17 protein-coding genes and 3 tRNA genes are annotated in these 23,633 nt (G+C 68.1%); 3 read left to right on the top strand and 17 right to left on the bottom strand.

The genetic code is table 11. The annotated features are described in order from the left end of the window. Positions 1-70: 70 nt before the first annotated feature. The 7 genes from ACO2RJ_RS06640 to ACO2RJ_RS06670 form a co-directional block, all read right to left on the bottom strand. Entirely contained in the window at positions 71-766 is a 696-nt protein-coding gene (locus tag ACO2RJ_RS06640) for a response regulator transcription factor (protein ID WP_423267200.1), read from the bottom strand. Beyond that, positions 763-3,471 carry a DUF4118 domain-containing protein gene (locus ACO2RJ_RS06645; RefSeq protein ID WP_423267201.1) on the bottom strand — a complete coding sequence of 903 codons (2,709 nt, stop codon included), beginning with the start codon at positions 3,469-3,471 and terminating at the stop codon, positions 763-765. The genes ACO2RJ_RS06640 and ACO2RJ_RS06645 overlap by 4 nt, the downstream gene beginning before the upstream one ends. Before the next feature lie 48 nt (positions 3,472-3,519). Then, positions 3,520-4,125: a K(+)-transporting ATPase subunit C gene (locus tag ACO2RJ_RS06650; RefSeq protein ID WP_423267202.1), complete on the bottom strand. Its 606-nt coding sequence runs from the start codon at positions 4,123-4,125 to the stop codon at positions 3,520-3,522. An 11-nt stretch (positions 4,126-4,136) separates the two neighbouring features. After that, the gene (gene kdpB, locus ACO2RJ_RS06655; RefSeq protein WP_423267203.1) at positions 4,137-6,185 is read right to left on the bottom strand and encodes a potassium-transporting ATPase subunit KdpB; all 2,049 of its coding nucleotides are present in this window, start codon (positions 6,183-6,185) and stop codon (positions 4,137-4,139) included. A gap of 23 nt (positions 6,186-6,208) precedes the next feature. Further along, positions 6,209-7,912 carry a potassium-transporting ATPase subunit KdpA gene (gene kdpA / locus ACO2RJ_RS06660; protein WP_423267204.1) on the bottom strand — a complete coding sequence of 568 codons (1,704 nt, stop codon included), beginning with the start codon at positions 7,910-7,912 and terminating at the stop codon, positions 6,209-6,211. A gap of 13 nt (positions 7,913-7,925) precedes the next feature. Then, on the bottom strand, positions 7,926-8,015 hold the full coding sequence (locus ACO2RJ_RS06665) for a K(+)-transporting ATPase subunit F (RefSeq protein ID WP_423267205.1): 90 nt from the start codon (positions 8,013-8,015) through the stop codon (positions 7,926-7,928). Positions 8,016-8,351: 336 nt separating this feature from the next. Next, the gene (locus ACO2RJ_RS06670; RefSeq protein ID WP_423267206.1) at positions 8,352-9,053 is read right to left on the bottom strand and encodes a VIT1/CCC1 transporter family protein; all 702 of its coding nucleotides are present in this window, start codon (positions 9,051-9,053) and stop codon (positions 8,352-8,354) included. Positions 9,054-9,516: 463 nt separating this feature from the next. Here ACO2RJ_RS06670 and ACO2RJ_RS06675 point away from each other — a divergent pair, with 463 nt between their 5' ends. Next, complete coding sequence (locus ACO2RJ_RS06675; protein WP_423267207.1) at positions 9,517-9,921, top strand: EF-hand domain-containing protein; 405 nt, start codon at positions 9,517-9,519, stop codon at positions 9,919-9,921. Between the two features lie 492 nt (positions 9,922-10,413). Here ACO2RJ_RS06675 and ACO2RJ_RS06680 read toward each other — a convergent pair. From ACO2RJ_RS06680 to ACO2RJ_RS06720, 9 genes are all read right to left on the bottom strand, one after another. Further along, positions 10,414-10,490: transfer RNA gene (locus ACO2RJ_RS06680), tRNA-Asp, on the bottom strand. Between the two features lie 329 nt (positions 10,491-10,819). After that, positions 10,820-10,895, bottom strand: a tRNA-Val gene (locus ACO2RJ_RS06685). A 111-nt stretch (positions 10,896-11,006) separates the two neighbouring features. Next, positions 11,007-11,282 carry an HU family DNA-binding protein gene (locus ACO2RJ_RS06690; RefSeq protein ID WP_423267208.1) on the bottom strand — a complete coding sequence of 92 codons (276 nt, stop codon included), beginning with the start codon at positions 11,280-11,282 and terminating at the stop codon, positions 11,007-11,009. Positions 11,283-11,628: 346 nt separating this feature from the next. Beyond that, positions 11,629-14,058: an endopeptidase La gene (gene lon / locus ACO2RJ_RS06695; protein WP_423267209.1), complete on the bottom strand. Its 2,430-nt coding sequence runs from the start codon at positions 14,056-14,058 to the stop codon at positions 11,629-11,631. Between the two features lie 373 nt (positions 14,059-14,431). Next, positions 14,432-15,700, bottom strand: coding sequence for an ATP-dependent Clp protease ATP-binding subunit ClpX (gene clpX / locus ACO2RJ_RS06700; RefSeq protein ID WP_423267210.1), 1,269 nt, complete (start codon positions 15,698-15,700; stop codon positions 14,432-14,434). 212 nt (positions 15,701-15,912) lie between these two features. Beyond that, positions 15,913-16,554, bottom strand: a complete 642-nt coding sequence (locus ACO2RJ_RS06705) for an ATP-dependent Clp protease proteolytic subunit (protein ID WP_423267211.1) — start codon at positions 16,552-16,554, stop codon at positions 15,913-15,915. Positions 16,555-16,637: 83 nt separating this feature from the next. After that, the gene (gene tig / locus ACO2RJ_RS06710; protein WP_423267212.1) at positions 16,638-18,056 is read right to left on the bottom strand and encodes a trigger factor; all 1,419 of its coding nucleotides are present in this window, start codon (positions 18,054-18,056) and stop codon (positions 16,638-16,640) included. A 98-nt stretch (positions 18,057-18,154) separates the two neighbouring features. Then, positions 18,155-18,239: transfer RNA gene (locus tag ACO2RJ_RS06715), tRNA-Leu, on the bottom strand. A 149-nt stretch (positions 18,240-18,388) separates the two neighbouring features. Then, positions 18,389-19,861, bottom strand: coding sequence for an NAD(P)H-hydrate dehydratase (locus tag ACO2RJ_RS06720; protein WP_423267213.1), 1,473 nt, complete (start codon positions 19,859-19,861; stop codon positions 18,389-18,391). Positions 19,862-20,154: 293 nt separating this feature from the next. Here ACO2RJ_RS06720 and ACO2RJ_RS06725 point away from each other — a divergent pair, with 293 nt between their 5' ends. Then, on the top strand, positions 20,155-20,493 hold the full coding sequence (locus ACO2RJ_RS06725) for a P-II family nitrogen regulator (RefSeq protein ID WP_423267214.1): 339 nt from the start codon (positions 20,155-20,157) through the stop codon (positions 20,491-20,493). A 68-nt stretch (positions 20,494-20,561) separates the two neighbouring features. Then, entirely contained in the window at positions 20,562-21,977 is a 1,416-nt protein-coding gene (gene glnA, locus ACO2RJ_RS06730; protein ID WP_423267215.1) for a type I glutamate--ammonia ligase, read from the top strand. Between the two features lie 192 nt (positions 21,978-22,169). Here the strand turns inward: glnA and ACO2RJ_RS06735 are convergent, their stop codons facing one another. Further along, positions 22,170-23,561 carry a right-handed parallel beta-helix repeat-containing protein gene (locus ACO2RJ_RS06735; RefSeq protein WP_423267216.1) on the bottom strand — a complete coding sequence of 464 codons (1,392 nt, stop codon included), beginning with the start codon at positions 23,559-23,561 and terminating at the stop codon, positions 22,170-22,172. Positions 23,562-23,633: the final 72 nt, after the last annotated feature.

Raw genomic sequence — 23,633 nt, forward strand, 5'->3', positions numbered from 1 at the left:
CCCCTCGTCTTCGCGAGGCCTGCGCGGGGCGGACCGAGCGGCGAAGGCCGCGTCGCGCGCTCTCCAGGGTTCAGCGCTCGGGCGCCTTGAGGCGGTAGCCGACGCCGGTCTCGGTCAGCACGAAGCGCGGCTGGTCGGGATCGGTCTCGATCTTCTGGCGCAGCTGCCGAATGTGGACCCTGAGGTTCTGCACGTCGACCTCGGAGCCCCACACCTGGCGGATGAGGAAGCTGTGGGTCAGCGCGCGTCCGGCATATTGGATCATCACGCGCAGGATGTCGTATTCGCGCGGCGTCAGCTTCACCTCTTCGCCCTTCAGCCGGATGATCCGGTTGACGAGGTCGACCGAGAGGTCGCCCAGCAGGAAGACCGGGCGCTCGCCCTGAGCCTGAAGCCGGTGGCGCAGCGCGACCTTGATGCGCGCGAGCAGCTCCGCCGCGCTGAACGGCTTCGTCACGTAGTCGTCGGCGCCGAGCTCCAGGGCCGCCACGATCCCGGCTTCGTCCGTGCGGCTCGAGAGCACGATCACGGGGGTCGAATCCCCAGCCTCCCGCCACTCGCGCAACAGCTCGTGTCCCTGCACGTCGGGCAGGCCGAGGTCGAGGATCACGAGGTCGGGCGCGGGCTTTTCGGCGAGCCGCCTCCGCGCTTCGGCGCCGGTCGCGGCCTCGATCACGTCATAGCCCTGGCTCCCGAACGCCGCCCGGAGAAGCTTGCGGATCGGAGGCTCGTCGTCCACGACCAAGATGCGGACCGGCGCGCTCATGGCGTGTCGTCCTTTCGCGGCGGGGCGGCGACGAGCGTGATCGTGAAGACCGCGCCGCTCCGGTCCTGCCTGTTGGCGGCGGTCAGCCTGCCGCCCATCGCCTCGACGAACCCTCGGGCGATCGCGAGGCCGAGGCCTGTCCCGGCGAGCACCCGGTCGGCCTTCGTCACCCGGAAGAACTTGTCGAAGACGCGCTCCAGCTCCTCGGCGGGCAGCCCGGACCCATTGTCCAGCACCTGCACAAGAACCTCGCCGGATCGCGCGCGCGCTTTGATCGTGACGGTCGCGTCCGCGGGCGTGTATTTGGCGGCGTTGTCGAGCAGATTGAAAAGCGCCTGGTCCATCAGCACGGGATCGACGCTCACCATGGGAAGGTCTGGCGCGAGCGCCACCTCGATCCGCCGCGTCCCGAGCACGCGCGCGGCCCGCTTCAGGACCGCGCCCACGATGTCGCTGACGTCGTGCGGGCCGACATTCGGAGTAAGCGCGCCCGATTCGAGCCTCGTCATGTCGAGCAGGTTGGATATGAAGCGGTTCAACCGCTCGGATTCGTCCTGGATCGTGGCGAGGAGGTCCGCCTGCGCCGGCTCGTCGAGCGCCGAGCGGAAGTCCCGAAGGGTCGTGGACGCGCCCATGATGGACGCGAGCGGCGTCCGCAGATCATGCGAGATCGACGTCAGCAGCGCCTGACGGAGGCGGTCGGTCTCGGCGGCGCGCTTCGCGCTTTCGACGTCTTCGACGAGGTTCACGCGCTCGATTGCGACGGCGGCCTGGTCGGTCAGCGCGTCGACGAGGCGACGCTGTTCGGGCGTCAGCAGGGGACCCGGCCGGTCGCAGTCCAGTCCGACCACGCCGACGGCGCCGCGGCCGGTGCGGATCGGCAGGAACAGCCGCTTGGCGCCCGGCAGCGTGTCGGCGCCGCGGCCCGCCGGACGATCGTTCTCATAGGTCCATTTGGCGGCGGCGAGGTCGGCTGCGTCGAGCCTGTCCTCCGGCGGATAGCCGGCCCGCACCTCGAGCGTCCTCGTTCCGCGATCGGCGGGCAGCAGCAGCACGACCCGGACGTCGAGCATCGAGGCGATCTGGAACGCCGTCGCCCACAGCACGTCGTCGAGCACGACGACGCCGGCGAGCTTGCGGCTGAAGCTGTAGAGCGCCTCGGTCGTCCGCGCGCGGTTGCGGGCGGTCACGGCCTGCGCCCGCACCCGGGCGGTGAGGTTCGAGACCAGCAGCGTCACGATGACGAAGAAAGCGAGCGACGCGACGTTGGTCGGGTCGGCGATCGTGAAGGTGTAGGTCGGCGGCAGGAAGAAGAAGTTGTAGCAGAGCGAGGCGGCCAGCACCGCCGCGAGCGACGGCCACAGGCCGTAGCGCATCGCGACGCCGACGACGGCCGTCAGGAACACGAGGTCGATCGCCTCGATCCCGATCACGGGCTGAAGCAGCTTGCCCACGCCGAGCGCGGCGGCCACGGCCGTCAGCGCGACGAGGATCGACGCGGGCGCGACCGTCGCCCGCGGCGCAGGCGCGGATTTCGTGGACGAGGCCGAGGGCCCCTCTTCGGACAGGACATGGACGTCGATGGCGCCGGCGTGCGCAATCAGGTCCCGGACGACCGATCCGTTCCAGATCTCGAACCAGCGCGAGCGTCGGGTCTTTCCGACGACGATGTGGGTGACGTTGCGCTCGCGGGCGAGGTCGAGAATGTCGTCCGCGAGCCGCCGCCCGTCGCTCGGCAGGGTCACGGGCTCGCCGCCCAGCCGCTCGGCGAGCCGCAGCGCTTCGGCGACGCGGTCGCGCGCCTCCTCCGAGGCCTGGCTCGTGCGCGGCGTCTCGAGATGGAGCGCGATCCACGGAGCGTGCAGCCGGTCCGCGGCGCGCTTCGCCGAGCGCACCAGTCCGGCGACCTGCGCGCGCTCGCCCAGACACACCATCACGCGTTCGCCGGCGGCCCACGGGCCGGCGATGGCGTTCGCCTGCATATGACTGAGGAGCTGGGCGTCGACGCGCTGGGCGGTCCGGCGCAGCGCAAGCTCGCGCAGCGCCGTCAGATTACCGGAGGAGAAATAGTTCGCGGTCGCGCGCTCGGCCGTCTCGGGCAGATAGATCTTGCCGTCCTTTAGCCGGCGGATCAGGTCGTCCGCCGTGATGTCCACGACCTCGACGTCGTCCGCGCGGTCGATGATCGAATCCGGCACGGTCTCTTGCACGCGCACCCGCGTGATCCGGGCGACGATGTCGTTCAGGCTCTCGATGTGCTGGATGTTGATCGTCGTCCAGACGTCGACGCCGAGGCTCAACAGCTCCTCGACGTCGAGATAGCGCTTCGGATGGCGGCTGCCCGGCGCGTTGGAGTGCGCGAGTTCGTCGACGAGCGCGAGTTCGGGTCGGCTGGCGATCAGGGCGTCGAGGTCCATCTCCTCAATGGTTCGGCCCTTGTAGGGGACCTGCTTGCGGGGCACGACCTCGAACCCCTGCGCGAGCGCCTCCGTTTCCTTGCGGCCATGGGTCTCGACGATTCCGACGACGACCCGTCGGCCGGCCTCGCGCTCGGCCCGCGCTTCGGACAGCATCTCGTAGGTCTTGCCCACGCCGGGGGCGGCGCCCAGGAAGATCTTCAGGTGCCCGGGCTGCTCGCGCTTCGCGGCCTGAAGGAGCGCTTCCGGAGACGGTCGCTTGTCGCCTTCGCGTCGGTTGTCGGGCATGCGCGAGTGAACGGCCTGCATGGGGTCAAAGGCAAGTCGGCGGCGACGCTACCGCCCGCTCGCGCCGTCGAGCGCCGTGTTGAGCGCGAGCAGATTGACGCGCGGCTCCCCGAGGACGCCGAGCGTGCGGTCGACGATCTGCGCCTCGACGAGCTTCCGGACCTGATCCTCCGGCAGCTTGCGCGCCGCCGCCACCCGCGGAACCTGGAACAGGGCCGCCGCCGGCGACAGGTCGGGATCGAGCCCCGAGCCCGATGTCGTGACCAGATCGGCCGGGACCGGCATGGTCGGGTTCTCCGCCTTGCGGGCCTCGACGTCGGCTTTCACGCGCTCGATCAGCGCCTTGCTGGTGGGGCCAAGATTGGAGCCGCCGGAATTCGCGGCGTTGTAGGGTGCAGGGACGGTCTTCGAGGAGTCGTTCGGGTCCGGCGCAAGCGTCGCCGACGGGCGGCTCTGGAAATAGCGCTCGCTGGCGAAGGCCTGTCCCATCACCGACGACCCAATCACCTTGCCGTCGCGCAGGACGAGGCTCCCGTTCGCCTGAACGGGGAAGACGATCTGCGCGACGCCGGTCATCGCCAAGGGATAGGCGACGCCCGTGAGAAGGGTGAAGGCGGCGAGGAGGACCAGGGCTGGGCGGATATGCTGCAACATGGCGCGCTCCTTTAAGCGAGGCCGATGGCGGTGATGACGACGTCGACCGCCTTGATGCCGATGAAGGGGATGATCATCCCGCCGAGGCCGTAGACCAGCAGGTTCCGCCGCAGCAGGGCGCCGGCGCCGATCGCGCGGTACTTCACGCCTTTCAGCGCGAGCGGGATCAGCGCCACGATGATCAAGGCGTTGAAGATGATGGCCGACAGGATCGCGCTTTGCGGCGTGCTCAGCCCCATGACGTTGAGCGCGCCGAGCTGGGGATAGATCGCCGCGAACATCGCCGGGATGATCGCGAAATATTTGGCGACGTCGTTCGCGATCGAGAAGGTCGTGAGCGATCCGCGGGTCATCAGCAGCTGCTTGCCGATCTCGACGATCTCGATGAGCTTCGTGGGGTCGGAGTCGAGGTCCACCATGTTGCCGGCCTCGCGGGCCGCCACCGTGCCGGTGTTCATGGCGACGCCGACGTCGGCCTGGGCGAGGGCCGGCGCGTCGTTGGTGCCGTCGCCGCACATCGCGACCAGCTTGCCCTTGGCCTGCTCGTCGCGGATCAGCTTGAGCTTGTCCTCGGGCGTGGCTTCGGCGAGGAAATCGTCGACGCCGGCTTCGGCTGCGATCGCGGCCGCCGTCATCGGGTTGTCGCCCGTGATCATGACGGTCCGGATGCCCATGCGGCGCAGCTCCGCGAAGCGCTCGCGAATGCCGCCTTTGACGATGTCCTTGAGGTGGACCACGCCGAGCAGGCGGCCGTCGCGGGCGACGGCGAGCGGCGTGCCGCCGGCCTTGCCGACCCGCTCGGCGATCGCGCGGATCTCCGTCCCGGCGGCGGCGTTCGCGGACCCGGCCCCGACAAAAGCCAGCATCGAGTCGACCGCGCCCTTGCGAACCGACGACCCCTCCATGTCGACGCCGCTCATGCGGGTCTGGGCGGTGAACGGCACGAAGGTCGCCTTGAGGGCCGCCATGTCGCGCTCCCGGATGCCATACTTCTCCTTGGCCAGGACCACGATCGAGCGGCCCTCCGGCGTCTCGTCCGCGAGCGAGGCGATCTGGGCGGCGTCGGCGAGCTCCCGCTCGGCGACGCCCGAGAGCGGGATCATCTCGGCCGCCTGGCGGTTGCCGAGGGTGATGGTGCCGGTCTTGTCGAGCAGCAGCGTGTCGACGTCTCCGGCGGCCTCGACCGAACGGCCGGACATGGCGAGCACGTTGAAACGCACCAGCCGGTCCATGCCCGCGATGCCGATCGCCGACAGCAGGGCGCCGATCGTGGTCGGGATCAGCGTGACGAACAGGGCGACCAGCGCGATCACGCCGATCTCGCCGCCGGCGTAGGAGGCGAAGCTCGGGATCGAGGCGGTCGCGAACACGAAGATCAGCGTCATGCCCGCGAGCAGGATCGTGAGCGCGATTTCGTTCGGGGTCTTCTGGCGCTCCGCGCCCTCGACCAGCGAGATCATGCGGTCGAGGAAGGTCGAGCCGGCGGCGGCCGTGATGCGCACCTTGATCCAGTCCGACAGCACCTGCGTGCCGCCGGTGACGGCCGAACGGTCGCCGCCGCTCTCGCGGATGACGGGCGCGGATTCGCCGGTGATGGCGGCCTCGTTGACCGAGGCCATGCCCTCGATCACCTCGCCGTCGGACGGGATGACGTCGCCCGCTTCGACGAGAACGACGTCGCCGACCTTGAGGCTGGCTCCCGGCACGCTGTTGTAGCTCGTCCCGTCGCCGGAGAGCCGCTTGGCTTCGATCTCCGACCGGGTCCTTCGCAGCGAGTCGGCCTGCGCCTTGCCGCGCCCTTCCGCGACGGCCTCGGCGAAATTGGCGAACAGCAGCGTGAACCACAGCCACAGGATGATCTGGAAGGAGAAGCCGAGGGAGTGCCCCCCGACCACGAGGTCGCGCGCGAAGATCACGGTCGTGAGCAGCGCGACGATTTCGACCACGAACATCACGGGGTTCTTCGCGAGCGTCCGCGGATCGAGCTTCCGGAAGGAAGCGCCGATCGCCGGCCGGACGATCTCGGGCGCGAACAGGCTCGCGGTGGTGGATCTGGACATGGGTCTGGACTCCGGCCGGGTCGTCAGAAGGTCTGGCCCGCGGCCATGGCGAGATGCTCGACGATGGGGCCGAGCGCGAGAGCGGGGAAGAAGGTGAGGCCGCCGACGATCAGGATCACGCCGACCAGCAGCCCGACGAACAGTCCGCCATGCGTGGGGAAGGTGCCGGCGGAGGCGGGAACGGTCTTCTTGACCGCCAGCGCGCCCGCGATCGCCATGGCGGGGATGATGACGAAGTAGCGCCCGATCAGCATCGCGAGGCCGCCGGTGACGTTGTACCAGGGCGTGTTCCCGGTCATGCCGCCGAAGGCCGAGCCGTTGTTCCCGACGCTCGACGAATAGAGGTACATGATCTCGGAAAAGCCGTGCGGGCCGGCGTTCGCGATCGAGGACAGGCCGAAGGGCGCGACGGTGGCGACCGCCATGAGGCCGAGGATGGCGAGCGGCAGGACCAGGATCGCGAGCAGCGCGAACTTGACCTCGCGGGCCTCGATCTTCTTGCCGAGATATTCGGGCGTGCGGCCGACCATCAGCCCCGCGACGAACACCGCGATGACGACGTAGAGCAGCATGCCGTAGAGCCCGGAGCCGGCGCCGCCGAACACGATCTCGCCGAGCTGCATCAGCACCAGCGGAACCATGCCGCCGAGCGGCGTGAGGCTGTCATGCATGGCGTTGACCGAGCCGTTCGAGGCGGCCGTGGTCGCCACAGACCAGAGGCTGGAATTGGCGATCCCGAAGCGAACCTCCTTGCCTTCCATCGAGCCGCCGTCGAGGCCGAGGGCATGGAGCAGCGGGTTGCCGGCGCCTTCCGCCCCGTAGGAGACCGCGACGCCGAGCAGGAAGATCGCGGACATCGCGGCGTAGATCGCCCAGCCCTGGCGCTCGTCCCGGACCATCCGCCCGAAGGTCAGCGTCAGCGCCGCCGGAATCAGAAGGATCGACAGCATCTCGAGAAGGTTCGAGAGCGGCGTCGGGTTCTCGTAAGGGACCGCGGAGTTTGCGTTCCAGAAGCCGCCGCCATTGGTGCCGAGCTGCTTGATCGCGATCTGCGACGCCGCGGGCCCCTGGCTGAGCGTCTGGCTCGCGCCCTCGAGCGTCGTCGCGTCGACGTAAGGTCCCATGTTCTGCGGCACGCCCTGCCACACCAGGGCGAGCGCGAGCAGGATCGAGAGCGGCAGCAGGACGTAGAGGGTGGTCCGGGTCAGATCGACCCAGAAATTGCCGACGGTGCGCATGGACGGCCGGGCGAAGCCCCGGATCAGCGCCAGGACCAGGGCGACGCCGGTCGCGGCCGAGAGGAAGTTCTGGGTGGTCAGGCCGACCATCTGGCTGAAATAGCTCAGCGTGCTCTCGCCGCCGTAGTTCTGCCAATTGGTGTTGGTGACGAAGCTGACCGCCGTGTTGAAGGCGAGCGCCGGCGACATCGGCGTCATGCCCGCGGGGTTCCAGGGCAGACTGTCCTGAAATCGCAGGATGGCGTAGAGCAGCAGGAAGCCGCAGAGATTGAAGAGAAGCATCGCGACCGTGTAGGTCAGCCAAGTCTGCTCTTTTTTCTCGCTGACGCCGGCGATCTTGTAGAGCCCTGCTTCGACCGGCCCGAGAACGGGCGAGAGGAAGGTCCGCTCGCCCTCGAAGACCCTCGCCATGTAGCGCCCGAGCGGCAGCACGAGCGCCGTGAGGATCGCGAAGTAAATCGCGATCTGGATCCAGCCATTGATGGTCATCTGGGATCTTCCGTCAGAACTGCTCGGGCCGCAGCAGGGCGTATGTCAGATAAACGCTCAGCCCTACGGTCACGAGGCCGGCGAGCGCATAGTCGAACGTCATGGTCGCGCCCTCAAAATCGTTCGCAGATGAAGCAATACCCAATCGACAGGGCGAAGAACCCGACGCCGATAAGCAATACGAGCGGTTCCAGCATGTGACGCCTCTTGTCTTTTGTTCGCGTGCGAACGACGAGTTCGCGCTGAACGGCCTTTGCCGAAGGGCCGACGCGTGTCGCCGCCCATCCTGGAAGATGAGATGACAGGAGCCGCGTAAAGGTTCGAGAGGGCGAGAAGCGAATACTTATAAAGACGATATAAAGAAGCGCCCTGCCCTGCGTCCCCGAGCACGCCGTCGGACGCGTTCGACGCCCGCTGGCTGAACCCGCGCCAGGCGCGCTCAGACTCTCGCGCCGAACATCGCTCCGACGGCCGCCGTCAGCGCCATTGCGGCGGCGCCCCAGATCGTCACCCGGGCCGCGCCCTTGATCAGGCTCGCGCCGCCGGCTTTGGCCCCGGCCACGCCGAGCGCCGCCAGAAACGCCAGCGACGCCGCCGAGGTCATCCACACGACGGCGCCCGCCGGCACCGCGAGCGCCGTCGCCAGAGGAAGCGCGGCGCCGGTCGCGAAGCTCGCCGCCGAAGCCCAGGCCGCCTGAAACGGTCGCGCCGAAAGAGCGTCGGTGAGCCCGAGCTCGTCGCGCGCATGCGCCGCGAGAGGGTCCTTGGCGGTCAGTTGCTCGGCGACCTGCCGCGCGAGGGCCGGATCCAGGCCGCGCTCGACATAGATCGCCGCAAGCTCCGCCAATTCGCCCGCGGGATCGGCCTTCAGCTCGCGCCGCTCGCGGGCGAGATCGGCGGTCTCGGTGTCGGACTGCGAGCTGACCGAGACATATTCGCCCGCCGCCATCGACATAGCGCCCGCCACCAGCCCCGCGAACCCGACGATCGCGATCTCCTTCGGGCCGGCGGCCGCGGCCGCCACGCCCACGATCAGGCTCGCGGTCGAAACGATGCCGTCATTGGCGCCGAGCACGGCCGCCCGCAGCCAGCCGATCCGGTGAATGAGATGCGCCTCCTTGGCGACGTCATGCGGCTGCATCGGTCCGTTCCTTCGATGGCGGCGCGGCCAGCTCCTCTGGATCCCCGCCAAGACTTGAACGCGCAACCGCATCGCCGGGAGCCCGCCGATCTCGCGGCCGAGGCCCATGCCGCCCCAGCGCCGGCAGCGGCGCGCCGGCGGCTCGCACCACCTCAGTTGACGTTAGCCTTGGTCACTCGCCAGCGACCGGGTTGAATCGGCCTCCACCTTCCTGCCGTCCGCGGCATATGACGGTCCCTGGGCTTAGAGCCGGTCGATTTCCCGGTTCGCCCCATCTGCGACGTGGCGCCCAGCATCGACATCTGCACGCCGCTGGCGGCCCCCCTTTGATCCGGCTCAAACCCGAAGCCGCTCCTTCGGCGGACACTGCGCTTCGGCCGCGATCCGCGGTCGCGACGCGACGGAAAGAGCTGAGCGCATTTCCGTGGAGCCGCAGAGTCCATTGGCGCTCGGGAGCGACATCATGAAGTTCACCGCACCGACGCGCGTGGCGGCGCTCGCCGCCATCCTCGCCTTCGGCGTCACGGCTGCGGCCAGCGCCCAACCGGCCGGGCCCGGGCCCGGGGACGCCGCGGGACAGGATCAAAGCGCGCCATGCGCTCAAGCCCCCATGACGCCGCCGGGAATGATGGGCCGGGGCATGATGGGCCGCGGCATGATGGGTCGGGGAATGATGGGCGCGACGCCAATGATGGGGGGGCGCGGCCATATGATGAAGATCATGTTCGCCATCGCCGACGCCGATGGCGACCGGGCGCTGTCCTTTGAGGAGGTTACGGCCGTCCACAAACGCGTCTTCGACGCGGTGGACGCGAACAAGGACGGCAAGGTGACGCCCGACGAGGCTCAGACCTTCATGCGGCCGTAGACGCGCGCAAGACCGATCGCCGCGCCGCCGGGGCGACCCTTGACGGGACGGAGGCTCCGGCGGAGCGGACAAATCTCTGCGGCGCGCCGCGTAGTTGCGTCGTGCGCGCTTCGAGACGCATCGCTTCCCGCGATGGTCCTCAGCAGGAGGAGGTTTCGGCTCCGGCGTCTGCCGGACATCGTCGACGGCATCCTCAGTCCCCCTCATGCTGAGGAGGCCCGAAGGGCCGTCTCGAAGCACGCAGGAGCCTTCCCATCCGCCCTGCGCCCGCCTGCGTTCGTCTGGGCGGCGGTCGCGGAGACGTCCGTCACGACCGGCTCCGGCGCGATCGGGGCGCCCGGCTTGACGTGCTCGCGCCAGGTCGCCTGGTCGCCGACGACGAAGGTCTTGTCGGAAGCCGCGGAACGGCGACGTCTGCGGGAAAGCTGCAATCGCGGGCCGGGATACGCATCAACCGGCGTCTTGAGGTTCTGTCCAACCTCAAGAGAATGATGGCGGGAGTGACGGGACTCGAACCCGCGGCCTCCGGCGTGACAGGCCGGCGCTCTAACCGACTGAGCTACACCCCCAAACGGGGCGAACGCTCCGTCGAAGTGCGCGGTTGGTACGGGAGCCCGCCTGCACTGTCAAGCGCAGGCGCCGCCGCGATCCACAGGGACTCCGATCCCGCCTTAAGCTCCGCGCCGCGCGCGCGGACGGGTCCCGCCGACGACGCGGGAGGCGGCGTGGCGGGCTCACGACGACACGGACTGCGCTGGGGCTTTGCGTTCCTGGCGCCGCCGGGTTCGCGTTTGCGCGCGCGCAAACTTGTTCCGCGGGCGACGTCGCCGCGCAGCCGAGGCCTTTGAAAAATGAATGCAGCCGGGAGACCCGGGGGCGCGCCGCTTCGCAGGCGGCCTGGTGGGCGGTGACGGGCTCGAACCGCCGACCCTCTCGGTGTAAACGAGATGCTCTACCAGCTGAGCTAACCGCCCGAACCGACGCCCGCTGACGCGGAGGCCGGCCCGTGTCGCCGACGGCGGCGGCCGCGCGTGAGGCGTTCGGACGCGCTCCGGTCTTGGAGCGGCGCCCTCCCGCGACGCGGATCAGCCGTTGACGGCGTCCTTCAGGGCCTGGCCGGCCTTGAACTTGGGCGTCTTGGACGCCGGAATCTTGATGGTCTCGCCGGTGCGCAGGTTGCGGCCGACGCCCGCGGCGCGATCCACGACCGCAAAGGTGCCGAAACCGACGAGACGGACCTCGTCGCCCTTCTTGAGGGCCGAGATGACGGCGTCGAAGGTGGCGTCGACGGCCTTGGCGGCGTCGAGCTTGGTCAGGCCCGACGTTTCCGCGACTTCCGTGATGAGATCGGATTTGTTCATGTCGTCCTCCGTAGTCATGCCGAGACTCGCCCAAGAGAAAGCGGGCCCCTCGAATGAGGGGCGCACCCTTTCCCGAAAACGGCGAAGGCGCAAGAACGGAAGAGCGTTTTTCCGTCAGTTTTGACCGTTTCCGCCCGTTCCGCGGCCGTCGGTCGGCCGATCAGGACGATCCGGACCGGCGCCGGCGCCCGCGGCGCGGCCGATGTCTCACATCGGCACAGGGCGCGATCGGTCGAACCCGCCGCTCGGGACAGGGGTAGAGACGACCACGCCCGCCGATTCGCGGGGAACCGGCGGGCGTCGTTTGGAGGCGTCGGGCGGACGACGCGTCGCGCGCCCGGTGACGTCAGTGCGCGCGCATTCCCGCGCCGTCCTCGTCGACCGCGACGGCGGCTGGCGGGTGGGAGGCGTCCTCCTCCCACTCGATCGGCACCGGACGGCGGACGAGCGCCCGGCTGAGCACCTCGTCGATCACCCGCACCGGGATGATCTCCATCGCGCTCTTCACGCTGTCCGGAATGTCCGCCAGATCCTTGGCGTTCTCCTCCGGGATCAGCACCGTCTTGATGCCGCCGCGCAGCGCGGCGAGCAGCTTCTCCTTCAGCCCGCCGATCGGCAGCACCCGGCCGCGCAGCGTGATCTCGCCCGTCATCGCCACGTCCTTATGGACGGGGATGCCGGTCATGATCGACACGATCGCGGTCGCCATCGCGACGCCGGCCGACGGCCCGTCCTTCGGGGTCGCCCCCTCCGGCACGTGGACATGGATGTCGCGCCGGTCGAACAGCGGCGGCTCGACGCCGAAATCGATGGCGCGGCTCCGGACATAGGACGCGGCGGCGGAGATCGACTCCTTCATCACGTCCTTCAAATTGCCCGTCACCGTCATGCGGCCCTTGCCCGGCATCATGACGCCTTCGATCGTCAGCAGCTCGCCGCCGACCTCGGTCCAGGCGAGGCCCGTGACGACGCCGACCTGGTCCTCGCTCTCGGCCTCGCCGTAGCGGTAGCGCGGCACGCCGAGATAGTCGGCGAGCTTCGCCTCCGTGACCTTCACCGTCTTCTTGCGCTTCGCGAGCACCAGCTCCTTGACGGCCTTGCGCGCGAGGTTCGCGAGCTCACGCTCGAGATTGCGCACGCCCGCCTCCCGCGTGTAGCGGCGGATGACGGTCAGAAGCGCGGCGTCGTCGACCGAGAACTCCTTGGCGTCGAGGCCGTGCTTGCGCAGGATCTCGGGCATCAAATGACGCCGCGCGATCTGGAGCTTCTCCTCCTCGGTGTAGCCGGCGATCCGGATGATCTCCATCCGGTCCATCAGGGCCGGCGGGATGTTCAGCGTGTTCGCCGTCGTCACGAACATCACGTTCGACAGGTCGTAGTCGACCTCGAGGTAATGGTCGCTGAAGGTGTGGTTCTGCTCGGGGTCGAGCACCTCCAGCAGCGCGGACGCCGGGTCGCCCCGGAAGTCCATGCCCATCTTGTCGATCTCGTCCAGCAGGAAGAGCGGGTTCGCCTTCTTCGCCTTCTTCATCGACTGGATGACCTTGCCGGGCATCGAGCCGATATAGGTCCGGCGATGGCCGCGGATCTCCGCCTCGTCGCGCACGCCGCCGAGCGACATGCGGACATATTCGCGGCCCGTGGCCTTCGCGATCGACTTGGCGAGCGAGGTCTTGCCCACGCCGGGAGGCCCGACGAGACACAGGATCGGCCCGGTCAGCTTGTTCGCGCGGCTCTGCACCGCGAGATACTCGATGATCCGCTCCTTGACCTTCTCCAGCCCGAAGTGGTCGGACTCGAGGATCTTCTCGGCGGCCGGCAGGTCCTTCTTGACCTTCGACTTGACGCCCCACGGGATCGACAGCAGCCAGTCGAGGTAGTTCCGCACCACCGTCGCTTCGGCCGACATCGGGCTCATCTGGCGGAGTTTCTTGAACTCGGCCTCGGCCTTCTCGCGCGCCTCCTTGGAGAGCTTGGTCTTGGCGATGCGCTCCTCGAGCTCGGCCAGATCGTCCCGGCCGTCATCGTCGCCGAGCTCCTTCTGGATCGCCTTCATCTGCTCGTTCAGGTAGTACTCGCGCTGCGTCTTCTCCATCTGGCGCTTGACGCGCGTGCGGATGCGCTTCTCGACCTGAAGGACCGAGACCTCGCTCTCCATCAGCGACAGCACCTTCTCGAGCCGCGCGAACACGTCGACGAGCTCCAGCACGCCCTGCTTCTCCGGGATCTTGACCGCGAGATGCGAGGCGACGGTGTCGGCGAGCTTCGAGGCGTCGTCGATCTGGCTGACGGCGGAGACGACTTCGGGCGAGACCTTCTTGTTGAGCTTCACGTAGTTCTCGAAATCGGACACGACCGAGCGCGCGAGCGCCTCGACGTCGACCGGCTTCTCGATCACGTCCTCGACGGCCTCGACCCGGGCCTCGAAATAGTCCGTGCGGTCGGTGTAGCCGAGCACGCGGCCGCGCGACTGTCCCTCGACCAGCACCTTGACGGTGCCGTCGGGCAGCTTCAGCAGCTGGAGCACGGAGGCGAGCGTGCCGATCTCGTAGATCGCGTCGGCGGCGGGCTCGTCGTCGGTCGCGTTCTTCTGGGTCGCGAGCAGGATCGGCTTGTCGGCCTTCATCACCTCCTCGAGCGCGCGGATCGACTTCTCGCGGCCGACGAAGAGCGGCACGATCATGTGCGGGAAGACGACGATGTCGCGCAGCGGCAGGACGGGATGGACGTCCGCGGCCCCCTTCGAGGAAGGCGCGCGCGTTTTTTCACTGGGCATGCTCGGGTCCTTTCGCCGGCCCGCGGCGCCGGGGAGGACGGCGTGGCGGCCTTCGGAGTCAGCGCGGTTCTGTGGGCGAGCCTGAAAAGGCCTCGCGGAACGACCGCCCGTGGGAAATCGCCGGAAAGCGCTGAGACTCAGAGCTCCCGGCGGGTCGACGATTAGGTGGCCCCGCGCCTGGGGGGTGTCAAGGACGGCGAAGCGCCATCGGCGTCGCCACGGTCCCCACCGGAGCCCCACCGCTTGCCCGGGGCGCCCTCGACGCCGGCCAGCGCGCCGTCATAGAGATCGGCCGCGGCGCGCCTCTGGCCCGACGAAAAACGCCCGCGGCCAGGCCGCGGGCGTCGGAAGTCTCGGGCCGGAAGCGCGCCGATCAGGCGCTGGCGTTCGCCGTCTCGCCCTGCCGGTCGGCGTAGATGTAGAGCGGGCGGCCCTTGCCGTCGGCGACGTCGCCGGAGATCACCACCTGCTCGACGCCTTCGAGGCCGGGCAGGTCGAACATCGTGTCGAGCAGGATCTGCTCCATGATCGACCTCAGGCCGCGCGCGCCGGTCTTGCGCTCGATCGCCTTCTTGGCGATCGCGGTCAGCGCCTCCTCGTTGAAGGAGAGCTCCACGTTCTCCATCTCGAACAGCCGCTGATACTGCTTGACCAGCGCGTTCTTGGGCTCGGTCAGGATGGTCTTGAGCGCCGCCTCGTCGAGATCCTCGAGCGTGGCGAGCACCGGCAGACGGCCGACGAATTCCGGGATCAGGCCGAACTTCAGCAGATCCTCGGGCTCGACATGGCGGAAGATCTCGCCGGTCTTGCGGTCGTCCGGGCCGCGCACCTTGGCGCCGAAGCCGATCGAGGTGCCCTGCCCCTTGGACGAGATGATCTTGTCCAGCCCTGCGAAAGCGCCGCCGCAGATGAACAGGATGTTCGTCGTGTCGACCTGCAGGAACTCCTGCTGCGGGTGCTTGCGGCCGCCCTGGGGGGGAACCGAGGCGACGGTGCCCTCCATGATCTTGAGCAGCGCCTGCTGGACGCCCTCGCCCGAGACGTCGCGGGTGATGGACGGGTTGTCCGACTTGCGGCTGATCTTGTCGATCTCGTCGATGTAGACGATGCCGCGCTGCGCCCGCTCGACATTGTAGTCGGCCGACTGCAGCAGCTTGAGGATGATGTTCTCGACGTCCTCGCCGACATAGCCGGCCTCGGTCAGCGTCGTCGCGTCGGCCATGGTGAACGGCACGTCGAGGATGCGGGCGAGCGTCTGCGCGAGCAGCGTCTTGCCGCAGCCGGTGGGGCCGATCAGCAGGATGTTCGACTTGGCGAGCTCGACGTCGTTGTGCTTCGTGGCGTGGCTCAGCCGCTTGTAGTGATTGTGCACCGCGACCGAGAGCACCTTCTTCGCGTGATCCTGCCCGATGACGTAGTCGTCGAGGACCTTGCGAATCTCCTTCGGCGTGGGGATGCCGTCCTTGGTCGTCTTCAGCGAGGATTTGTTCTCCTCGCGGATGATGTCCATGCACAGCTCGACGCACTCGTCACAGATGAAGACGGTGGGTCCGGCGATGAGCTTGCGCACCTCATGCTGGCTCTTGCCGCAGAAGGAGCAGTAAAGCGTGTTCTTGGCGTCGCCGCCGCCGACCTTGCTCATTCAAATCACCCCTTTCGGGTCGAAGCTCCGCGCGAATCCACCGCGGCCTTCATCGTCACGTCATATGCCGACCGACCTTAATCAATCGGCGCCGTCACGTAGGCGCGGCGCCGCCGCGACGCAACGCCGCCGGTGATGATAGGCGAATGTGCGCGTGCAGCAACAGTCCGCCGACCTGCGGCGCGATTCCGTCGCGAACGGCGCCGTTTTCGTCACGCCGCCGGCTTGTCGGCGTCGGCGTCCGTCGGGCGCTTCTCGAACACCTGGTCGATCAGCCCGAAGTCCTTCGCCGTCTCGGCCGACATCATCGTGTCGCGATCGAGCGTGCGCTCGATCTCCTCATAGGTCCGGCCGCAGTGCTTGACGTAGATCTCGTTCAGCCGACGCTTGATTTTCACGATGTCCTCGGCGTGCCGCTCGATGTCGGACGCCTGGCCCTGGAAGCCGCCGGAGGGCTGATGGACGAGGATGCGGGCGTTCGGAAGCGCGGCGCGCATGCCGGGCTCGCCCGCGGTCAGGATGAGCGAGCCCATCGAGGCCGCCTGCCCCATGCACAGCGTCGCCACCGGCGGGCGGATGTACTGCATGGTGTCGTAGATCGCCATGCCGGAGGTCACGATGCCTCCCGGGGAATTGATGTAGATCGCGATCTCGCGCTTCGGGTTCTCGGCCTCGAGGAACAGCAGCTGGGCGCAGATCACCGCCGCCATGTCGTCGTTGAACGCGCCCGACAGGAAGATGATGCGCTCCTTGAGCAGCCGCGAGTAGATGTCGAACGAGCGCTCGCCGCGGTTGGTCTGCTCGATGACCATCGGGATGAGGAAGTTCGTCGTCAGGTCCTGGTAGTCGCGCATCGTCTGTCCTCAGCGGCTCGAATCGGCGGGCGCGGGGACGACGATAGCGTCGTGTCCCGCGCTGCGGCATGCGGTTCGCCGCCTCACTCGGGCGCGGCGGCCTTCTTGGCCTTGGACTTCGCCTTCGGCTTGGCCTTGGCGTCGTCCTCGGCCGGCGCCTCGGCGTCGGGGTCGGCGAACAGGGTGTCCCGGTCGACCTTGCGCTCCGTCACCTTGGCCTTCTCGAGCAGCAGGTCGACGACCTTGTCCTCGAAGATCGGGGCGCGCAGCTCGGCCTGGGCCTGCGGGTTGTTGCGGTAGAATTCCCAGACCTGCTGCTCCTGGCCCGGGTACTGACGCGCCCGCTCAACCATGGCGCGGGTGATCTCGTCGTCGGCGATCTTGATGTCGTTGGCCTCGCCGATTTCCGCAAGGACCAGCCCGAGCCGCACGCGGCGCTCGGCGATCTTGCGGTACTCGGCGCGGGCCTCCTCCTCGGTCGTCTCGTCGTCGGCGAAGCTGCGGCCCGTGCGCTCGTAATCGGCGTTGACCTGGCGCCAGATGTTGTCGAACTCCTGCTCGACCAGCGTGGGCGGCAGGTCGAAGGCGTAGGCGCCGTCGAGCGCGTCGAGCAGCTCGCGCTTGGCGCGCTGGCGGCCGACGCGGGCGTATTCCGCGCCGATCTGCGTGCGGACCGTCTCCTTCACCTTGTCGAGCGATTCCATGCCGAGCGACTTCGCGAACTCGTCGTCGATGGCGACGTCGCCGGCGGCCTCGACCGTCTTCACCGTCACGTCGAACACGGCGTCCTTGCCGGCGTAGTCGGCGCGGCCATAGTCGGCCGGGAAAGTGACGGAGACCGTCTTAGAGTCGCCGGCCTTGGCGCCGACGAGCTGCTCCTCGAAGCCGGGAATGAAGGTGTTGGAGCCGAGCGTCAGCGTCTGGCCTTCCGCCGAGCCGCCTTCGAAGGCGACCCCGTCGATCTTGCCGACGAAGTCGAGCGTCACGCGGTCGCCGTCCGCGGCCGGGGCGTCGCCCTTGTCCGTATAGGGCTTGTTCTCGGCGGCGATGCGGCCGAGCGCCTCGTCGACCTCGGCGTCCTCGACGTCGACCACCAGGCGCTCGATCGCGAGCTCGCTTACGTCCTGGAGTTCGACCTTGGGCAGCACCTCGACCGCGACCGTCATCGCGAGATCGTGCTTGCCGGCGATGATGCCTTCGACCTCGGCCTCGTCCTCGGTCAGGCTGACCTTCGGCTGCATGGCGAGCTTGAGGCCGTTGTCGTCGACGATCTTGCGGTTGGCGTCGGCGACGACCTGCTCGACGACCTCGGCCATCACCGACTTGCCGTAGAGCTTCTTCAGGTGGCCGATCGGCACCTTGCCCTTGCGGAAGCCGTTGATGTTGACGCGGTCCTTGAGAGTGGCGAGCCGCTCGTTCAGACGGGCGTCGAGATCGGAGGCGGAAACGACGATCTTGAACTCGCGCTTCAGGCCTTCGTCGAGGGTTTGCGTCACCTGCATGAGCGTCGCTCTCTTCTTGTCTCTTGAATCTCGGCCCGTCCGCGCCGGCCGGCGCGTCCAGGAAACGCGTGTCACGGATGGCGGCGGGCTGACCGGCCTGGTGCGGGCGGAGGGGCTCGAACCCCCACGGCTTGCGCCACGGGAACCTAAATCCCGCGTGTCTACCAGTTCCACCACGCCCGCGCCGGGCGCCGCGCCTGACGCGCCGGACCGGCGCGAAGCGCGGCCGGTCTATAGCATGGCGTCTACGGAGCGCACCAAAAAAGTGCGGGGCCCCTAGAGGCGCTTCACGCCCGCGCGGCGAAGAACGATCCGGACCGCCCGACGGGCCGCTACCCCATCGCCTTCAGAACGCCCGGCAGCGCCCCGGGCAGATCGTCCGCGATCAGCCCCGGCCCGACTGCGTTCGCCGCCTCGCCATGCAGCCAGACCGCGGCGCAGGCGGCCTCGAAGGCCGGCATGCCCTGCGCCATCAGCCCGGCGCAAATCCCGGCGAGCACGTCGCCGGCGCCGGCGGTCGCGAGCGTCGGCGGCGCGTTGTCGGCGATCGCGGCGCGGCCGTCGGGGCCTGCGACGACCGTGTCCGGGCCTTTCAGCACGACGGTCGCCTGAAGCTGGATCGCGGCGGCGCGGGCGCGCTCGAGCTTGGAGCCGTCCTGCGCCGCGTCGCCCATCAGACGGCGGAACTCGCCCTCATGCGGCGTCAGCACCGCCTCCCCGCCTCCGTCCTCGATCGCCGCCGCGAGCGCGTCGGGGCGTCCGGCGAAGAAGGTGAAGACGTCGGCGTCGAGCACCATGCGCCGGCCGCCGTGGAGCGCCTGCTCGAGGGCGCGGCGGGTGGCGTCGCCGGCGCCCGCGCCCGGCCCGATCACGGCGCAGGCGACCTTGCGCTCGGCGAGGAAGCCGGCCCAGTCGCCGCTCTCGCACTCGCGCAGCATGACCGCCGTGACATGGGCCGCATGGGTCTCGAGCGCCCGGCTCGACCCGAGCAGGGTGACGGCGCCTGCGCCGGCGCGCAACGCCGCGAGCGCGACGAGACGGCTCGCGCCGGTCGCGAGCGGCGGCCCGCTCCACACCGCGACATGGCCGCGGGAGTATTTGTGGCCCTCGAGCGCCGGGGTCGGGAAGGCGCGGCGCCACATCTCGGGGCGGTTGCGCCAGGCGGCCACCTCGGCGCCCGCCACCGCGCTGTCCGGCGCGCCGATGTCGACCAGCCGCACCGGCCCGCACAGCGCGCGGCCCGGCATGAGCAGATGGCCGGGCTTCAGGCGCACGAAGGTGACGGTCTCGGTCGCGCGCACGCAGAGATCGCCCGTCGGGCGTCCCGTGGCGCCGTCGAGGCCGCTCGGCACGTCGATGGCGAGAATCGGGCGGCCGCACTCATTCGCGGCGGCGACGGCCTGCGCCGCGGCGCCCGAGAGCGGCCGTGACAGGCCGGCGCCGAACAGCGCGTCGATCACGAGATCGGCGCCGGCGGGGTCGGCGGCCGCGAGCGGGATCAGGGCGCCGCTCCAGCGCTTCGCCGCGGCGGCGGCGTCGCCCTTCAGCGCGGCGCGGTCGCCGAGCAGGGCGACGACGACCTCGCGGCCCTGCTCGGCGAGGCGCCGGGCCGCGACGAAGCCGTCGCCGCCATTGTTTCCGGGACCGGCCAGCACGAGCACGCGCCGCGCGTCCGGCGCAAGCCGCCGCGCGGCCTCCGCGACGCCGGCGCCCGCGGCCTCCATCAACGTCATGCCGGGCACGCCGGCTGCGATCGCGCGCGCGTCGACGGCCGCCATCGCGGCGGGGGTCAGGAGCTCGTTCATCGCCGACCGGCCCGCTTGGTCGGCCGCATCTTCGGCAGTTGCCCAATTCGCGCGCTTGTCATTCTCTTCACCACAGATTTGCTTGTCTATTTTTTGTTCATTTGCCTTTAAAATGAACATGAACGTCGGAGTCTGAGCGATCCGGGCCCGCCCTATCTTGGCGCGGCGCTTGACCCGACCACTGCTTTCGTGCGGGCTCCCACTTGGCATGCTTGCTGCTAAGTGCGCGGCGTCTCGCCCGTGCTGCGTTCATTCGCGGCGTACGGCCGCGCGAGACGAGGAGGCCCATAGACGTGAAAAAAGTCGAAGCGATCATCAAGCCCTTCAAACTCGACGAAGTGAAGGAGGCGCTTCAGGAGGTCGGGGTGCAAGGCATCACCGTCACCGAAGCGAAAGGCTTCGGGCGGCAGAAGGGCCACACCGAGCTCTACCGCGGAGCGGAGTACGTGGTTGACTTTCTCCCAAAGGTGAAGATTGAGGTGGTGCTCGCCGATGATATGGTCGAGCGCGCGGTTGAGGCGGTCCGCAAGGCGGCCGCGACCGGCCGGATCGGCGACGGAAAGATCTTCGTCTCTCCGATCGAGGAAGCGGTGCGAATCCGCACCGGAGAGGCCGGCGTCGACGCCATCTGACTCGTCTCTTTTGCGGAGTCGCGTCGCCTGGCGTGGCGCGACACAAGCCAAAAAAGGGAACGAAACGAATGGCGATCAAATCGGCCGACGAGGTCCTCAAGTTCATCACGGAGAACGACGTCAAATACGTCGATCTCCGCTTCACCGATCCGAACGGCAAATGGCAGCACGTCACCTTCGACATCACGATGGTGGACGAGGATTTCTTCTCGGAAGGACAGATGTTCGACGGCTCGTCGATCGCCGGCTGGAAGGCGATCAACGAGTCCGACATGCTGCTGATGCCGGACGTCGCGACCGCCTGCATCGACCCCTTCTTCGCCGCGACCACGCTCTCGGTCGTCTGCGACGTGCTCGAGCCCACCACCGGCGAGCCCTATGAGCGCGACCCGCGCGGCACGGTGAAGAAGGCGGAAGTGTATATGCAGTCGCTGGGAATCGGCGACACCGTCTATTTCGGCCCCGAGGCCGAGTTCTTCGTGTTCGACGACGTCCGCTTCTCCGCCACCCCCTACAACACCGGCTTCAAGCTCGATTCCGTCGAGCTGCCGATCAACTCCGACACCGAATACGAGACCGGCAATCTCGGCCATCGCGTCCGCACCAAGGGCGGCTATTTCCCCGTGCCGCCGGTCGACAGCGAGCAGGACATGCGCGGCGAGATGCTCGCCGCCATGGCGGCCATGGGCGCGGTCGTGGAGAAGCACCACCACGAGGTGGCTTCCGCCCAGCACGAGCTCGGCCTGAAGTTCGAGAAGATCGTGCGGATCGCCGACCACCTGCAGGTCTACAAATACTGCATCCACCAGGTCGCCCATTCCTACGGCAAAACGGCGACCTTCATGCCGAAGCCGGTCTATGGCGACAACGGCTCGGGCATGCACTGCCACCAGTCGATCTGGAAGAAGGGCAAGCCCGTCTTCGCCGGCGACAAATACGCAGGCCTCAGCCAGGAATGCCTGTGGTACATCGGCGGCATCATCAAGCACGCCAAGGCGATCAACGCCTTCACCAACCCCTCCACCAACAGCTACAAGCGGCTCGTCCCGGGCTTCGAGGCGCCGGTGCTGCTCGCCTATTCCGCGCGCAACCGCTCGGCCTCCTGCCGCATCCCGTGGACCAACTCGCCGAAGGCCAAGCGCGTCGAGGTCCGCTTCCCCGACCCGATGGCGAACCCCTACCTCGCCTTCGCAGCCCTGCTGATGGCCGGCCTCGACGGGATCACCAACAAGCTCGATCCGGGCCCGGCGATGGACAAGGACCTCTACGACCTGCCGCCGCGCGAGCTGAAGAAAATCCCGACCGTGTGCGCCTCGCTCCGCGAGGCCCTGCAGAACCTCGACAAGGACCGCGAGTTCCTGAAGAAGGGCGGCGTGTTCACCGACGACCAGATCGACAGCTTCATCGAGCTGAAGATGAAGGAGGTCATCCGCTTCGAGCACACGCCGCACCCGGTCGAGTTCGACATGTACTACTCGCTCTGAGGCGGGTTTCGCGAGGCGCGCGGCCTCGCCACAGAACCAAGGGGACGCCTCGCGGCGTCCCCTTTTTGCGTGATGCGCACATGCGCTTCCCCCTACGGAGAGGGTCCCCTACGACGCAATGCCCGGCCGCCGCCTTCGCGTTGCAGCCAATGCTCCGGGGCGCCGCGTCGCCTGATCGTCAGGTCGCCGTGGTCAGAGAGTCTGTCGCTTGACGACGCCTTCGATGCGCAGATTGGCCGTCGCCGTGTTCTCCGTGAACGACGCCAGTTCGGTCGATCCCGTAACAGCGCCTGCGGCCGTCAGCTGACGCAGCGCGCCGCCTCCTGCGCCCAGCGCCCCGGTCCCCGCAGCGAGATTGTCGGCGACGAGAACGTCTTTGCCCCCACTTGCGCCGCCGACGCCCATCGCGCGGGTCGTCACGCGAATGACGTTGCCGATGACGACGCTGTCCGCCGTATCGCTGCCTCCATTGACGTTGACGCCTTCGAACGCGTCCTCAATGAAGTTGTTCGCGACGATTGTGCAGGTCTCGGTCGAGACGCCTCGGCCGGGCGACGTGTATTCAGCGGTCGTGCCGACCGCGACGTTTCGCCGGCTGATACGCCGGATGACGTTGTTGGCGATGACCGACAGTCGACCGCCAACATTGATGTTGCCGACGGCGATGCCGACTCCGGCGTCGTTGACGACATTGTCGCTGACAACGACGTCGAAGCCGTCGTTCGCGACCTGTCGGCCGTCGGAAAAGCCTTCGACGTAGATCGCCACCTCGCCATGCTTGTCGCAGTGGTTCTGCGCGACCCGCGACCGGGCGCATCCGTTGAGGCGAATCGAGCTGAATGCGCAGTTGTAGATTTCATTCTGCGCGACCAGGACGTTCGACTCCTGGCTGATGTAGATGGCATTGCCCTGCCATCCCGTGGAATCGAGCTGCGTCCGCCCGACCGCTGCGAACCGGTTGGCGCTGACCCTCGTAAACGACGGAACGCCCGATGCCCGGGAGGTGACTACGCCGTTGTTCGCCATGTTGAGCACTTTGTTGCCCTGGAAGGCGAAGCCGTCGTGGTCCGACGCCCCTACCGCCGCAAAGAGTTCGGTGAACTCGCAGTTCGTAACGTAGAGGGAGCACTTTGACGCCCCGAGACCGTATCCGCCCTGCGCCGGATGCGCTTCGTCAGCGCTTGCTTGCCTGAAATCGCATGTTTCAAACCGGATCGTAAAGTTTACAGAGGTTGTCCTCTGCGCAACCACCAGAGCCCGGTATCCAACACCATATGCGTCGACAGGCGTTAGGCCGCCGCCGTCGAACGTGATGCCCCGGATGAGGACGTCGCCGGCGTCGAGTGCCCGCAGTATGGCGTTCGAACCGGTCGCCATCTTCAGCGTGACCCTGCCGGACACGCCGGTCATCTCGAGGCGGCCGTCGATCAAAACGTTGCCGACGGTATAGACGCCAGGCTCGATGAACAGGGGTTTGCCCTGGGTTATCGCGGCGGCGATGGCGCTCGTCAGAGCGGCGGACGGATTGGGGGCGCCCGGCGTAAAGCCGAAATCGACGGCGTTCAATTGGGTGGCGGCTGGCATGCAAGTCTCCTGAACAAAACGGGAACGTGGCCGTTTTAGATCAGAGCGACGGGCTTATCAACCTATAATCTG

It is taken from the genome of Hansschlegelia sp. KR7-227 (assembly GCF_049446035.1).
Classification (GTDB): domain Bacteria; phylum Pseudomonadota; class Alphaproteobacteria; order Rhizobiales; family Methylopilaceae; genus Methylopila.